This window comes from Marivita sp. (assembly GCF_020055635.1).
Classification (GTDB): Bacteria; Pseudomonadota; Alphaproteobacteria; order Rhodobacterales; family Rhodobacteraceae; genus Marivita.
Genome location: NZ_JAIPUT010000049.1, coordinates 16312 through 31382 on the forward strand (window position 1 = coordinate 16312; position 15071 = coordinate 31382).

The 15071-nt window shown below is 63.2% G+C and carries 17 protein-coding genes; 13 read left to right on the top strand and 4 right to left on the bottom strand.

Annotated elements, in window-relative coordinates:
• Positions 1–48: 48 nt before the first annotated feature.
• From guaA to gluQRS, 12 genes are all read left to right on the top strand, one after another.
• On the top strand, positions 49–1620 hold the full coding sequence (gene guaA / locus LCF60_RS18395; protein WP_292293789.1) for a glutamine-hydrolyzing GMP synthase: 1572 nt from the start codon (positions 49–51) through the stop codon (positions 1618–1620).
• A complete protein-coding gene (locus LCF60_RS18400) occupies positions 1611–2231 on the top strand; it encodes an SH3 domain-containing protein (RefSeq protein WP_292293791.1) in 621 nt (206 codons plus the stop codon). The genes guaA and LCF60_RS18400 overlap by 10 nt, the downstream gene beginning before the upstream one ends.
• A gap of 8 nt (positions 2232–2239) precedes the next feature.
• Positions 2240–3139: a DMT family transporter gene (locus tag LCF60_RS18405; RefSeq protein ID WP_292293792.1), complete on the top strand. Its 900-nt coding sequence runs from the start codon at positions 2240–2242 to the stop codon at positions 3137–3139.
• A 130-nt stretch (positions 3140–3269) separates the two neighbouring features.
• Positions 3270–4595, top strand: a complete 1326-nt coding sequence (locus LCF60_RS18410; RefSeq protein WP_292293794.1) for an outer membrane protein transport protein — start codon at positions 3270–3272, stop codon at positions 4593–4595.
• A 150-nt stretch (positions 4596–4745) separates the two neighbouring features.
• On the top strand, positions 4746–5612 hold the full coding sequence (locus LCF60_RS18415) for an ATPase (RefSeq protein ID WP_292293796.1): 867 nt from the start codon (positions 4746–4748) through the stop codon (positions 5610–5612).
• A gap of 3 nt (positions 5613–5615) precedes the next feature.
• Positions 5616–6560 (top strand): homoserine O-succinyltransferase, encoded by a 945-nt coding sequence (gene metA / locus LCF60_RS18420; protein WP_292293798.1) that lies wholly within the window; start codon positions 5616–5618, stop codon positions 6558–6560.
• A 9-nt stretch (positions 6561–6569) separates the two neighbouring features.
• Entirely contained in the window at positions 6570–7526 is a 957-nt protein-coding gene (locus LCF60_RS18425; protein WP_292293800.1) for an alpha/beta hydrolase, read from the top strand.
• A gap of 52 nt (positions 7527–7578) precedes the next feature.
• On the top strand, positions 7579–8448 hold the full coding sequence (gene ppk2 / locus LCF60_RS18430; RefSeq protein WP_292293801.1) for a polyphosphate kinase 2: 870 nt from the start codon (positions 7579–7581) through the stop codon (positions 8446–8448).
• Positions 8441–9058: a TetR/AcrR family transcriptional regulator gene (locus LCF60_RS18435; RefSeq protein ID WP_292293803.1), complete on the top strand. Its 618-nt coding sequence runs from the start codon at positions 8441–8443 to the stop codon at positions 9056–9058. Before ppk2 ends, LCF60_RS18435 begins: the two co-directional genes overlap by 8 nt.
• Before the next feature lie 36 nt (positions 9059–9094).
• Positions 9095–10447, top strand: a complete 1353-nt coding sequence (gene trmFO / locus LCF60_RS18440; RefSeq protein WP_292293805.1) for a methylenetetrahydrofolate--tRNA-(uracil(54)-C(5))-methyltransferase (FADH(2)-oxidizing) TrmFO — start codon at positions 9095–9097, stop codon at positions 10445–10447.
• Positions 10444–10659, top strand: coding sequence for a hypothetical protein (locus LCF60_RS18445; protein WP_292293807.1), 216 nt, complete (start codon positions 10444–10446; stop codon positions 10657–10659). Before trmFO ends, LCF60_RS18445 begins: the two co-directional genes overlap by 4 nt.
• A gap of 9 nt (positions 10660–10668) precedes the next feature.
• Positions 10669–11514 (top strand): tRNA glutamyl-Q(34) synthetase GluQRS, encoded by an 846-nt coding sequence (gene gluQRS / locus LCF60_RS18450; RefSeq protein WP_292293809.1) that lies wholly within the window; start codon positions 10669–10671, stop codon positions 11512–11514.
• A 35-nt stretch (positions 11515–11549) separates the two neighbouring features.
• Here gluQRS and hisI read toward each other — a convergent pair whose 3' ends face one another.
• A complete protein-coding gene (gene hisI, locus LCF60_RS18455) occupies positions 11550–11912 on the bottom strand; it encodes a phosphoribosyl-AMP cyclohydrolase (RefSeq protein ID WP_292293811.1) in 363 nt (120 codons plus the stop codon).
• 68 nt (positions 11913–11980) lie between these two features.
• On the opposite strand from hisI, the gene LCF60_RS18460 reads away from it, so the two are divergent.
• Positions 11981–12433, top strand: coding sequence for an iron-sulfur cluster assembly scaffold protein (locus tag LCF60_RS18460; RefSeq protein ID WP_292293813.1), 453 nt, complete (start codon positions 11981–11983; stop codon positions 12431–12433).
• Positions 12434–12624: 191 nt separating this feature from the next.
• Here LCF60_RS18460 and LCF60_RS18465 read toward each other — a convergent pair whose 3' ends face one another.
• From LCF60_RS18465 to LCF60_RS24640, 3 genes are all read right to left on the bottom strand, one after another.
• Positions 12625–12759 carry a hypothetical protein gene (locus LCF60_RS18465; protein WP_292293815.1) on the bottom strand — a complete coding sequence of 45 codons (135 nt, stop codon included), beginning with the start codon at positions 12757–12759 and terminating at the stop codon, positions 12625–12627.
• An 86-nt stretch (positions 12760–12845) separates the two neighbouring features.
• Complete coding sequence (gene recG / locus LCF60_RS18470) at positions 12846–14936, bottom strand: ATP-dependent DNA helicase RecG (RefSeq protein ID WP_292293816.1); 2091 nt, start codon at positions 14934–14936, stop codon at positions 12846–12848.
• Positions 14933–15071: BRCT domain-containing protein (locus LCF60_RS24640; protein WP_363318439.1), on the bottom strand; the 139-nt coding region annotated here is incomplete at its 5' end. The genes LCF60_RS24640 and recG, both read right to left, overlap by 4 nt.

The window sequence follows — 15071 nt, forward strand, 5'->3', positions numbered from 1 at the left end:
GCGTCCGGGCAATATTGCCATTTACCAAGGCTCTGCCTATCAGGAGCCATGAGCACCTTTGATCACGACCGCCTTCTCATCATCGACTTCGGCAGCCAGGTGACGCAGCTGATTGCGCGCCGCCTGCGCGAGTTGAATGTCTATTGCGAAATCCACCCGTTCCAGAACGTGACGGAGGATTTCCTGACCGACTTCGCGCCCAGGGCGATCATCTTTTCCGGGGGTCCGGACAGCGTGATGCGCGACGGGTCTCCGCGCCCGCCGCAAAAGGCCTATGATCTGGGTGTGCCGATCCTTGGCATCTGTTACGGCCAACAGGTCATGATGCAGGATTTGGGCGGCAAGGTCGAAGCCGGTGAGCACGCGACGGCGGAATTCGGGCGCGCCTGGGTCAAGCCCTCGGACAAACGCGATGACCTGCTTCACGGTTGGTTCATGGACGGATCGGGCCGCGAACAGGTCTGGATGAGCCACGGCGACCATGTCTCTGAAATCGCACCGAATTTCGAGGTTCTGGGCACATCTCCGGGTGCGCCTTTCGCGATCACCGCCGACCGGTCGCGGCATTTCTACGCCGTGCAGTTCCACCCCGAGGTGCATCACACCCCCAATGGCAAGACGCTGTATCAGAACTTCGTGCAACTGGCCGGGTTCAAGGGCGACTGGACCATGGACGCCTACCGCGAAGAGGCGATCCGCAAGATCAAGGACCAGGTCGGCGACAGACGCGTGATCTGCGCGCTGTCCGGCGGGGTCGACAGTTCGGTTGCGGCGGCGCTTCTGCACGAGGCGATCGGCGACCAGCTGACCTGCGTCTTTGTCGATCACGGTCTCTTGCGCCTGAACGAGGCGGAAGAGGTCGTCGCGATGTTCCGCGACCACATGAATTTGCAGGTCATTCATGCCCAGGAACAGGAGCTGTTTCTGGGTGAGCTTGATGGCGTAAGTGACCCGGAGACAAAGAGAAAGATCATTGGCCGCCTCTTCATCGACGTGTTCCAGAAATACGCCAACGAGATCGAAGGCGCGGAATTCCTGGCCCAGGGCACGCTTTACCCGGACGTGATCGAGAGCGTCAGCTTCAGCGGCGGGCCCTCGGTCACGATCAAGAGCCACCACAATGTCGGCGGGTTGCCGGAAAAGATGGGGCTCAAGCTGGTCGAGCCGCTGCGCGAACTGTTCAAGGACGAGGTGCGCGAACTGGGGCGCGAGCTGGGCCTGCCCGACAGCTTCATCGGGCGTCACCCGTTCCCCGGCCCCGGCCTTGCCATTCGCTGCCCCGGCGAGATCACCCGCGAAAAGCTGGACATCCTGCGCAAGGCGGACGCGGTCTATATCGACCAGATCCGCAAACATGGCCTTTACGACGAGATCTGGCAGGCCTTCGTGGCGATCCTGCCCGTGCGCACCGTGGGTGTGATGGGCGACGGGCGTACCTATGATTTTGCCTGCGCTTTGCGCGCCGTCACGTCCGTCGATGGCATGACCGCGGATTATTACCCGTTCAGCCACGATTTCCTTGGCGAAACCGCCACGCGGATCATCAACGAGGTCAAGGGCATCAACCGCGTGACCTATGACATCACCAGCAAACCGCCGGGAACGATCGAATGGGAATGATCCGCGCCAGCCTTGTTGCGGTGGCGCTTGGGCTGCCCTCCCTCGTGCAGGCGGACCCGAGCTATCATCGCGTGACCGGCGTTGCCGCGCAGGACACGCTGAACGTGCGGGCCGCGCCCTCTGCGGACAGCGAAGACATCGGCGATCTGGCACATGACGCGCAAATGGTCGAGGTGCTGGGATTCGATGCCAACCGCGATTGGGCGCGGATCAGCCTTGCCGAACGCGATGGCTGGGTGGCGGCGCGGTTCCTCGCGCCGGACAGCGTTGTGACCATCGGGGACAGCGCCATTCCGGTGGGCCTGTCCTGCACCGGCACCGAGCCGTTCTGGGGTCTGTCTCTGTCGGCTGACGCGGGCACCTATTCCCAACCCGCGGAACCTGACGCCAGCATGGCGGTAACCCAAAGCCGCGTCGCCGAAGGCCGTTCGGGCAGCCCGCTGTACCTGCGCCTGTCAGGTGATGATTACAGCGCGGCCGCGATCGTTTCCGGCACCATGTGCTCCGACGGCATGAGCGACCGGAGCTATGGCTGGACGATCAACGCGCGGATCACCGGACCGGATGCAGACCGCTTCGTGACCGGCTGCTGCCACCTGCCGCGCAAGTGACCAGGCCGATGTCGCGCAGCGTGAATGTTCCTCCCGATCCGCCTGTGAGCCTGTCTCCGACGGTGCAGGCCTGCCTGTGGATGCTGGGCGCCATCGTGTCCTTCACCTCGATGGCCATTGCCGGCCGGGCGGTGAGCCTCGATCTGGATACGTTCGAGATCATGATGTATCGCAGCCTGATCGGCGTGGTGATCGTGGTCACGATCGCCGGCCTGGCCGGCACCTTGCCCGAAGTGCGCACGCGCAAGATGGGCCTGCATTTCATCCGCAACATCAGTCACTTCGCAGGTCAGAACCTGTGGTTCTACTCGATCACCGTGATCCCGCTGGCGCAGGTTTTCGCGCTGGAATTCACCTCGCCGCTCTGGGTGATCGTGCTGGCGCCGCTTGTGCTGGGGGAAAAGCTGACCCGGTCGCAGGCCATCGCCGCCGTGATCGGCTTCATCGGCATCCTGGTCGTGACGCGCCCCAGCCCCGAGACCTATCATGTCGGACTTGTGACCGCAGCGCTTGCCGCGATCGGCTTTGCCGGGTCGGCCGTGTTCACCCGCAAGCTGACCCGGACCGAGACCATCACCTGCATCCTGTTCTACCTGACCGTGATGCAAGCGTTCCTGGGATTGGCCTTTGCCGGTTTCGACGGTGACATCGCCTTGCCCACCGCCGCCAACCTGCCCTGGGTCGTGGTGATCGCCGTGGCCGGTCTGGTGGCGCATTTCTGTCTGACCACCGCCCTGTCGCTGGCCCCCGCCACCATCGTGATGCCGATCGATTTCACCCGTCTGCCGGTGATCGCCATCGTCGGAGTCGTCCTCTATGCCGAACCGCTGGACCCGTTCGTGCTGCTTGGTGCGGCGCTCATTTTCGGCGCGAATTATTACAACATCTGGTCAAGCACCCGTTCGTAACATATGAGTCACAACTATGTGACGCTGCGGAATTCGTGGCTAGCTTACGTACGGTCAAAATTGACCGTTTCCCGCGCAGTTAGCTAGCTCTGCGTGTGAGGGAACACAAAATACCAGGGATGAGGGTCCAATGACACGAATGATGACAAGCGTGTTTGCGCTTGCCGTGACCGCAGGTGCGGCACAGGCGGACGGAATCGAACGCTCCACGATTGATTACGGATTTCTGTTCACGCCGAACGATCAGCTTCAGCTGAGCTTTTCGCACGTGAAGCCGGAGCTGTCGGGCAAATACACCCCCGAGCTCACGGCCGCCGGCGGCGGCGAAAGCGACACCGGCAACATGCTGACGGATTACACGAATTACGGGCTGGCCTACAAAAACGACTTCACCGAAAAGCTGACCTTCGGCCTGTTCGTCAACAATCCCTATGGCGCGGGCGCGGAATACACCCAAGGTGTCTATGCCGGTCTGACCGCGGAATGGGACAGCGATCAGGTCGCCGTGGTGGGCAAGTACCGCCTCACCGACCGGGTGTCGGTCTTTGCCGGCGCGCGCTATGTCGAAAGCCAGGCGGACATCGCCATCCCGGACCTGCTGGTGCGCAGCGCGGTCGGCCGCAATGCCCAGAGCATTGGCGCCGAGGCGCAGGCGCTTGGCGCGCAGGCGCAGACACTTGGCGCCGAAGCGCAAGCCGCGGCCCAGGCCGGTGATGTTGCCCTTGCCCAGGAACTGAGCGCGCAGGCACAGGCGCTTGGCGCGCAGGCGCAGACACTGGGCGCCCGCGCCCAGACGCTTGGCGCCGCCGCGCAGGATTTCGGCACCTCGATGAAATACGACGCCAGCGGCAGCCGGGTCGGCGACTGGGGCGCAATTCTTGGCGTCGCCTACGAAATCCCCGACATCGCGCTGCGCGTGGCGCTGTCGTGGCAAAGCGAGATCACCCACAGCTTCGACACCAGCGAATCCCTCGCCGGTCTCGGGATCGACACGGATGGCGGCGACACGGATGTGAAGATGCCGCAGGTCTTCGCGCTCGACTTCCAGACGGGCGTTGCCCCCGGCACGCTGGTCTTCGGTCAGGTCAAATGGACCGAATGGTCGAAATGGGAGGTCCGCACGCCGCAATACGAGGACGTGACCGGCGGCGCGGTGACCGGCTTTGACAATGACCGCACGACATGGCGGCTGGGTGTCGGCCGCGCCTTCACGGACGATCTGTCGGGCTTTGCCCAAGTGACCTACGAGGCCCCCAACGGCGACGTCACCTCGCGCCTTGCGCCGCGGGACGGTCTGGTCAGCCTTGGCGTCGGCGGTCAGTATACGATGGACAACATGACCCTGCGCGGCGGTCTCGAATATGCGTGGATCGGCGATGCCGAGGACGCGTCGGGCGTGAAGTTCGAAGACAACACCGCCTTGGGTGTGGGCCTTTCGCTGACCGTCGATTTCTGATCGGCCGCTGCCAGTTCTGAAACCCCTCCCTGACCATCGCCCCGCCGGATATGTCTCCGGCGGGGTTTTTCATGCCATCAACCGTTTGACGCCCTGCTGCGGCACCGCTAATCCCGAACGACGGGGCATCTGGGGCACGGGGACGGTCACATGAAATACGCATCGGGACAGGATTGGCAGACAGCGGCGCACAAGCGCGTCGTGCTGTTCGCGATGTCGGGCCTTGGCAAGACCCACATGTCGAACATCCTGCGCGACAGCGGCACCTGGTTTCACTATTCGATCGATTACCGCATCGGCACCCGCTACATGGGCGAATACATCGCCGACAACGCCAAGCGCGAGGCGATGAAAGTGCCGTTCCTGCGGGACCTGCTGATGTCGGATTCGATCTATATCGGATCGAACATCACCTTCGACAATCTTGCTCCGGTCTCGGCCTATCTGGGCAAACCGGGCGATCCGGCGCGCGGGGGTATGCCGATCGACACGTATCGCAAGCGCCAGGACCAGTTCCGCCGCGCCGAGATGGCGGCCCTGCTCGACACCGGCTATTTCATCGACCGCGCAATCGACCTCTATGGCTATCCGCATTTCGTCTGCGACACCGGCGGATCGATCTGCGAATGGGTCGATCCGGATGATCCGAAGGACCCGATCCTGAACGAGCTGTCGAAACACGCGCTGTTGGTCTGGATCAAGGGCGATGAGGCTCACACCCAAGACCTGATCCGCCGCTTTGACAAGGCGCCGAAACCGATGGCGTATCAACCGGAATTCCTTGATCGCACATGGTCACGATATCTGAGCGAAAACAATGTTCAACAGGACGACGTTGATCCCGATGCCTTTATCCGCTGGACCTATGCGCAGGCGCTGGCCCATCGCCAGCCGCGTTACCGGAAGATGGCGGATCGCTGGGGCGTGACCATCGAAGCGAATGACCTGATCGCCGATCCCACGCCGCAGAACTTCGACGCGCTGATCGCCCGCGCACTTGACGAGAAAAGACCGTAAGACATGCCGATCAAACTGCCCAACAACCTGCCCGCCTACAATGTGCTCAAGCGCGAAGGCGTGATGGTCATCCCCGACGAGCTGGCCAGCCAGCAGGACATCCGCCCGCTGCGGATCGCGCTTCTGAACCTGATGCCGAAGAAAATCCAGACGGAAAACCAGTTCGCCCGGCTGATCGGCGCCACGCCACTGCAGATCGAATTCAACCTGATCCGCATGTCGGAACACCAGACAAAGAACACCGCCGCCGAACACATGGAAAGCTTTTACCGGCCCTTTGCCGAGGTGGCGGACAGCGGCGAAAAGTTCGACGGGCTGATCATCACCGGAGCGCCGATCGAACATTTGCCTTTCGAGGAAGTGACTTACTGGGACGAGTTGATCCAGGTGATGAACTGGACCCAGACCCATGTGCATTCCACCTTCGGGGTGTGCTGGGGCGGCATGGCGATGATCAACCATTTCCACGGCGTGCCAAAGATCGACCTGCCGAAGAAATCCTTCGGCTGCATCCGGCACCGCAACCTGGTTCCGGCCTCGCCCTATCTGCGCGGCTTTTCCGATGACATGGTGATTCCCGTCAGCCGCTGGACCGAGATCCGCCGCGAGGACGTGCAGAACGCCGGCCTGCCGATCCTGATCGACAGCGAGGAAACCGGGCCGTGCCTTGTCGAGGATCCCGAGCACCGCGCGCTCTACGTGTTCAACCATTTCGAATATGACAGCAACACGCTGAAAGACGAGTATGACCGCGACATCGCCAATGGCACACCGATCAACGTGCCGGCGAACTACTATCCGGACAACGACCCAAGCCTGCCGCCGCAGAACCGCTGGCGCAGCCATGCGCATCTTCTCTATGGCAACTGGGTGTCCGAGATCTACCTGACAACTCCGTTCGATATTGAAGCGATCGGTGCATCCAGCACGGATCTGCGCAACCGCTAGGAGGTCGTTTTGGCACTAAAGGGAATCGGAGTCCTTCTGGGATGTGCCGCAGCATTGGTCGTGACGACCGCCTGCACGGCCGAGTATCGCGAAACCCGGGCCGAACAGGCCTATCCGCCCGTCGGAGACTTTCTGTCGGTGAACGGCACCCGCGTCCATTACGTCACCAAGGGTGAGGGAACCGACCTTGTCCTGATCCATGGCGCCAGCGGCAACCTGCGGGATTTCACCTTCTCTCTGATCGACAAGCTTTCCGAGCGCTACCGCGTGACCGCCTTCGACCGACCCGGCATGGGCTATACGGACCGGGTCGATCCCGAACACGGCACGACGATCATCGAACAGGCCCTCCTGCTGGCGGATGCCTCGAACCAGCTTGGCCTCGACAGACCGATGGTGCTGGGCCACTCCTATGGCGGCGCGGTGGCGCTTGCCTGGGCGGTCGAACGCCCCGACAGCCTGTCGGCGCTGATCTTGCTGGCCGCCGCGTCCAACCCCTGGAACAGCGACCTCAGCACCTATTACAAGGTCACGTCCAGCGACCTTGGAAGCGCTCTGGCCGTTCCCGCCATCACCGCCTTCACGCCCTCCAGCGTCGTGCACGACGTGATCGACGGGATCTTCGCGCCACAAGAACCCCCCGAGGGGTATCACGACCATATCGGTGCCCCGCTGACGCTTCGGCGCAAATCCATGCGCGCAAACGCGGCGCAGCGCGCGAATCTTCTTGGCGAGATCGAAGCGCTGCACACCCGCTACGACGCGATCGACGTGCCCACCGAGATCGTCCACGGCGATGCCGACACCACCGTCGGCCTGTCGATCCACTCGATCCCGCTGTCCAAACAGATCGATGGCGCGAACCTGACAGTGCTCGACGGCATCGGGCACATGCCGCACCACGCCGCCGAACCCGAGGTCATCGACGCGATCGACCGCGCCGCCCGGCGTGCGGGTTTGCGTTAATCGCATTAACATCCCATATTCGAGTCGGAGCAGACGACAGAAAGGGCCCGGAATGGACCTTCCCTTCGATGGTGCGATCAGCGCATTCTTTCAGAACGACGCACCGGACGACATCCGCAACGCGATCAATCGCGCCGACAAGGGCGACCTGATCAGCCCACACTATCCGTATTCCGAACGATTGCCGCGCAAGCACTACAAGAAGGATCTCGAGGCGCTCCAGATCGAACTGGTCAAGATGAAAGCCTGGGCGCGCGCAACGGGCGCCCGCGTCGCCATCGTGTTCGAGGGCCGGGACGCTGCCGGAAAAGGCGGCACGATCAAGCGCTTCCGTGAGCATCTCAATCCGCGGGGAGCGCGTGTCGTGGCGTTGCCCAAGCCCACCGAGACCGAATCGACGCAATGGTATTTCCAGCGCTATATCGACCACCTGCCCGCCGCCGGTGAAATCGTGTTCTATGACCGCAGCTGGTACAACCGCGCCGTGGTCGAGCATGTCTTCGATTTCTGCACACCCGAGCAACGCGAACATTTCTTCAGCCAGGTACCGGATTTCGAACGCATGCTGGTGGGCGACGGCATCCACTTGTTCAAGATCTGGCTGAATGTCGGTCGCGCCGAACAATTGCGCCGCTTTCTGGCCCGCGAAAGCGATCCGCTCAAACAGTGGAAACTCAGCTGGATCGACGTCGAGGGGCTGAAACGCTGGGATGCCTACAGCGACGCGATCAGGGAAACCTTCGCCCGCTCCCATACCGAGCACGCGCCGTGGACCATCGTCCGCTCGGACGACAAACGCCGCGCGCGGATCAATGCCATCCGCAGCGTGCTGAGCCAGCTTGATTACACCCACAAAAGCGACCGTGGCGTCGGCAGGATCGACCCGAAGGTCTGTGGCGGCCCGGACATCTGGGATGGCTAAACGCGGCTACCATCACGGCAATCTGCGGCAAGCCCTCGTTGATGCAGCGCTCGAGTTGATCACCGAAAAGGGCCCGACGGGCTTTACCCTTTCGGAAGCCGCGAAACAGGCGGGTGTGACGCCTGCCGCCGTGTACCGCCATTTCGAAGGCCGCGAAGACCTGATCGCCGAAGCGGCCCTTCAGGGCTACGAAATCTTCTCTGACGTGATGCAATACGCCTATGACAGCGGCCAGCCGTCGGCGCTGGCCGCGTTCGAGGCGACGGGCCGCGCATATTTGGCTTTTGCGCGAAAATACCCCGGGCATTATATTGCAATGTTTGAAAGTGGCATTTCGGTGAACCGCACGCCCGAGCTTGCTGCCGTGTCGGCCCGCGCCCGCGCCGTGCTGGAACGCGCCGCCGAAGACCTGTCGCAGCACATTCCGCCCGACAAGCGCCCGCCGGCCTCGATGTTCTCGGCCCATGTCTGGGCGTTGAGCCACGGAGTCGTGGAACTTTTCGCCCGAAATTCGCCCGGCACCACGTCGCCCTTTCCTCCCGAGGAGCTGCTGGAAACCGGCATCGGCGTCTACCTGCGCGGGCTTGGCCTGATCAGACCCGATCAGTGACGTGACAAACGCCAGACAAGGGATTACATGCGCCCCATGACACAGGAACTCCACATCGTCGGCGGCGGAATGGCCGGATCCGAGGCCGCATGGCAGGCCGCAAATCGCGGCGTGCCCGTCGTCATCCACGAGATGCGCCCCAAGGTCGAAACCTTCGCCCACAAGACCGGCGATCTGGGCGAGATGGTGTGCTCCAACTCCTTCCGGTCGGACGACCACGAACAGAACGCCGTGGGCCTGCTGCATTGGGAAATGCGCGAGGCCGGTGGCCTGATCATCGACACCGCGCATCAGCATCGTCTGCCCGCCGGAGGCGCATTGGCCGTTGACCGCGACGCCTTCAGCGTCGACATCACACGCCGTCTGCATGCACATTCAAACATCCGCGTAAGCAGCGAGGAAATAACGGAATTGCCAAGTGAGGGTCAGTGGATTTTCGCCACCGGCCCGCTTACCAGCGCCGCGCTGGGTCAGGCGATCCAGCGCGAAACCGGCACCGACCGGCTGGCCTTTTTCGACGCCATCGCACCCATCGTCTATTTCGACAGCATCGACATGTCCAAGGCGTGGCTGCAATCGCGCTACGACAAGGGCGAAACCGAGGAAGAACAGCGCGCCTATATCAACTGCCCGATGGACAAGGCCCAGTACGACGCCTTCATCGACGCGCTTCTCGCCGCCGACAAGACCGAGTTCCACGAGGGCGAAACCGCGGGCTATTTCGACGGCTGCCTGCCGATCGAGGTGATGTCCGAACGCGGCCGCGAAACCCTGCGCCACGGGCCGATGAAGCCTGTCGGCCTAACCAACCCGCATGCACCCGATGTCAAACCCTGGGCCGTGGTGCAGCTGCGCCGCGACAATGCGCTCGGCACGCTCTACAACATCGTCGGCTTCCAGACCAAGATGAAGTACGGCGCGCAAGCCGATGTTTTCAGGATGATTCCCGGGCTGGAGAATGCCAGCTTCGCCCGCCTGGGCGGCATCCATCGCAACACGTTCCTGAACAGCCCGACGCTGCTGGACGACCAGATGCGCCTGCGCTCGAAGCCCAATATCCGCTTCGCCGGTCAGGTCACGGGTGTCGAAGGCTATGTCGAATCCTCGGCCATGGGGCTTCTGGCGGGCCGCATGGCCGCCGCCGAGATCACCGGCGCACCGCTCCCCGCCGTGCCGCAGGACAGCGCCCATGGCGCGCTGATCCACCACATCACCGGCGGCGCGGAGGCGAAAACCTTTCAGCCGATGAATGTCAATTTCGGCCTCTTCCGCCCGGTCGATGGCCTCAAGGGTGGACGGCGCGGCCGCAAGGACCGCTACAAGGCCTATACCGACCGCGCCAAGGCGGCCTGGTCCGAGTGGTTGGCCCTGCAACGCGAATACGCATGAATTACGTGCTTGCCCTCTTCCTGCCGCCCGTGTCGATCCTTCTGACCGGGCGCCTTTTCACGGCGATCCTCGTGTTCCTGATCTGGATCCCGGCGCTGGTCTTTTCCGGCGGCCTGACACACCCGATGTTCATCCTGTTGGCATGGGTGCTGATCTATCAAAGCGCTGAAGACCGCCGCGCGCGCCGTTACGGACGGCGGGACGAGGACTGACGCCGCGCCATGGGCTTTGTCACACGCTTCGCCCCCAGCCCGACAGGCCAGTTGCATCTCGGCCACGCCTACTCGGCGCTGCTGGCTCACGACATGGCACAGGCCGACGGTGGCCGGTTCCTCCTGAGGATCGAAGACACCGACACCGCCCGTTGCACTCCGGAATTCGAAACGCAGATCCTTGACGATCTCGCGTGGCTTGGCCTGAGCTGGGAAACACCGGTCCTGCGCCAATCCGACAACAAGGCCGCCTATGACGCGGCGATCACACGGCTGGGCAATATGGGCCTGCTCTACCCCTGTTCCTGCACCCGCGGTGACATCCGCCGCGCCGCATCCGCCCCGCAGGAAGGCGCACATTTGCTTGGCCCCGACGGGCTGATCTATCCCGGCACCTGCCGCCATCGCGCCTGGGAGGATCGCACCGACACCGACGCCGTGCGTCTGGACATGGCCCGCGCGGTCGACAGTCTGCGCGCTTTGCCACACTACGTCGATACCGGCATTCACCCCGCGTCAAGGTTAACGCGCGGCCCCCTGATCCAGGAGATCGGCGACGTCGTCCTTGCCCGCCGCGACACCGGAACCGCCGCCTATCACCTGAGCGTCGTGGTCGATGACGCCGCGCAGGCCATCACCCATGTGATCCGCGGCGCGGATCTCGCCAGCGCGACGCCGATTCATGTGCTGCTGCAAGCCCTTCTCGGCCTTCCGACCCCGACCTATCATCACCACAGGCTGATCCGGGACGATGACGGCAAACGTCTTGCCAAACGCGACGATTCCCGCGCCATCGCGCTCTACCGCGCCGAAGGGGCGACCCCGAAGGACATCCGGCGCATGGTCGGGCTCTAGCCCCCCTGCTTCTTCTCTTTCCAAATATGCAAGAACTACCTCTGCACCGGCGCCATGATCTCCACTTCCGCGCCGTCCTGCACTTCGGTGTAGAAACAGGACCGGCGGTTGGTGTGACAGGCCGGTCCCGTCTGGTTCACCGCCACCAGCAGACAATCCCGGTCGCAATCCACCCGCAGCGCAACCAGTTCCTGCACATGGCCCGAGCTTTCGCCCTTGACCCAGAACGCCCCGCGCGACCGTGACCAGTAGGTGACGCGCCCGGTCTCGAGCGTCTTCGCGACGGCTTCGGCATTCATCCAGGCCATCATCAGCACCTCACCCGACGCAGCATCCTGCGCAATTGCCGGGATCAGGCCCGCCTCGTTATAGACCAAAGTCGCAGGATCAAAGCTCATGGGGAAAAACCTTTTTGCATCCGCCGATCGGTCTCCTATCTATGGGGGGAACGGCGAAAGGGAAAGCCATGTCCGGCGACACCGATCTTATCAAGCTTTATTCCGGTCGCATCCTTGAACTGGCGGCGGATATTCCACATCTCGCGCGGCTCGATGCCCCGGGGGCCACGGTCAAGAAACGCTCACCCTTGTGCGGCTCGACCGTGACGGTGGATCTGACGCTGGAGAATGGAAAAGTCACCGCCTTCGGGCAGGACGTCAAAGCCTGCGCGCTGGGTCAGGCGGCAGCATCGGTTGTCGGCGGCGCGATCATCGGCACCACGCCCGATCAGATCACCCGCGCCCGCGATGAATTGCGCGTCATGCTCAAGGAAGACGGGCCCACGCCCTCGGCTCCGTTCGACGGGCTCGAGGTGTTGCGACCGGCGGTGGCGTTCAAGAACCGTCACGCGTCGATCCTGCTGACGCTGGATGCAGCCTCGGATGCGGTGACGCAACTGGTGGAAACCCAATCCGCCTGATCCACCATGAAACCTGACGAAACCTGACGTAAAAAAACCGCCGCGCTTCAGGGGATGAAGGCGGCGGTACAGTGACGTGTTCGTTGGGGGCCGTCATCGCTCCGAAGGCAGGCAACCTTCTGGGACAGGTGCATCAGTTGGGACAGGATGCAGATGAGCGTTACGGCGAAACACGCAGGCAGAAAACAAAGTCAGACAAGCACCGGCAGATGCAGGGCCGCAACCAGCATGACAACCAGCGACATGGCCCCGAGCGCGTCCTGAAGAAGCGCCGTATTTGTCTGGGCCTTGGCCGTATGAAGCGTGGTCTTGATCCGCTGCATCATGGTGATGTCCTCCTTGTTGCCCCTTTGTTCTCATGTTCTTTACCTAGTGTAAAGAACTTTTTGAGAACATTTGAGAACAAAAGGGGTCACCCCACCGAAATCAGCTGAATCGCCTGGTCCTGTTTCATCAGGTACAACAGCGCCCGCGCCGCAGTTCCCCTCTCCGATGTCAGCGTCGGATCGTCCAGCAACAGCTTGCGCGCATCGTCCTGCGCCATCGCCATCAGCCCGGCCTGACGCTCAAGATCGGCGATGCGAAAGCGCGGCAGGCCTGATTGCGCGGTGCCAAGAACATCGCCTGCCCCGCGCATTTCGAGATCCACTTCGGAAATGCGGAACCCGTCCTCGGTCTCGCGCAGGGTGGTCAGGCGTTTCATTCCTGTTTCCGACAGCGGCGGCTGGTAGAGCAACAGACAGGTAGAGGCCGCAGCCCCGCGCCCGACACGCCCCCGCAACTGGTGCAACTGCGCCAGCCCGAAGGTTTCCGCCCGTTCGACCACCATGATCGACGCGTTGGGCACGTTCACCCCCACTTCGATCACCGTGGTCGCCACCAGAACGCCTGTCTGTCCCGACACGAACCGCGCCATCGCGGCGTCCTTGTCGGCAGGTGGCATCTGGCCATGAACCAGCCCGACCACCCCTTCGCCCAAGGCCGCGCGCAGACGTTTGAACCGGTCTTCCGCCGCCGTCAGATCCGAGACTTCGCTTTCATCCACCAAGGGGCAGACCCAATAGGCCTGACGCCCCTCGGCCACGGCCTGTCGCAACCGGTCAACCACACCGTCCATCTGTTCATTGGACAGCAGCGCGGTTTTCACCGGCGTGCGCCCGGGCGGTTTTTCATCCAGCACGGACACATCCATGTCGCCGTATTGCGCAAGCGCCAGAGACCGCGGGATCGGTGTCGCCGTCATGACCAGCACGTCCACGGCCATGCCCTTGCGCCCCAGTTCGAGGCGCTGACGCACGCCGAACCGGTGCTGTTCGTCGATGATCGCCAGCCTCAGGTCGGAAAATTCCACGTCCTTCTGAAACACCGCATGGGTGCCCACGAGAATCCGGATATCGCCGCGTTTGAGCGCTGCCAGCTTGGCCGCGCGCTCTGCCCCCTTGTCGCGCCCCGTAAGCAGTTCGAGCACGACGCCCGCATCCTCGGCAAGCGGCTGCAACCCCTCAAGGTGCTGCCGCGCAAGGATTTCCGTAGGCGCCATCATCACGCCCTGCCCGCCCGCCTCGACCGCGGTGAGCAGCGCCATGAAGGCGACCAGTGTCTTGCCCGAACCGACATCCCCCTGAAGCAACCGGTTCATGCGGTGCGGGCTGGCCATGTCGTCGGTGATCTCGTCCACCGCCCGCATCTGCGCGCCGGTGGGGCGATAGGGCAGCGCGGTCAATACCTTGTGGCGCAATTGGCCGTTGCCCGATGTCGCGATCCCCGGCTTGGCGCGCTTCTGTGCACGCGCCAGCGCCAGCGTCAACTGGTGCGCCATCAACTCGTCATAGGCCAACCGCCGCCGCGCCGGGCTGTCGAGAGACAGCGCGCCCGTGCCTTGCGGCGCATGTGCGATGTGCATCGCGTCGTGCCAGCTTGGCCAGTTTTCCCGCGCCATTAACCTGGGGTCGATCCATTCCACCAGGTCCGGCGCGCGGGACAGCGCATCGGTGGCGGCCTTGACCATGGTCTTCTGCGTGACCCCGGCAGTGAGCGGATAGACCGGCTCGAACTCTGGCAGCGTGTCCGCCTCGTCGGGCATCAGCACGTGATCGGGATGCACCATCTGGGCCATGCCGTCGAAAAATTCGACCTTGCCCGACACGATGCGCCGCGCACCGAAGGGCAGGATGCGCGCCACGTAATCGCCGCGGGCGTGGAAGAACACGATCTGAAAGGCGGTCTTCGCGTCCTCGACCTGCACACGGTAGGCGCCGCCCTTGGAGCGCGGCGGGCGGTGCTGACCGATCTGAACCTCAACCGTCAGGGTCGCGGGCAAATCCGCACCGTTGACCGTCTCCCGCAAACGGCGATCCACCACCGAATGCGGCAGGGTATACAGAAGGTCGCGCGGCACCTCGATGCCCATGTGGCCAAGCGTTTCGGCGGTTGTCGGGCCGACCCCCTTGAGCCCGCCCAAATCACCGAATAGCGGGAACAGGATTTCCGGCCTGCCGCTCATGCGCCCTCGATCAGGTCGAACCAGCCGTCTTCGTCGATGATCTCGACCCCCAGATCGCGCGCCTTGGTCTCTTTCGATCCCGCCCCGGGCCCGGCGACCAGCAGATCGGTCTTGGCCGACACCGACCCCGACACC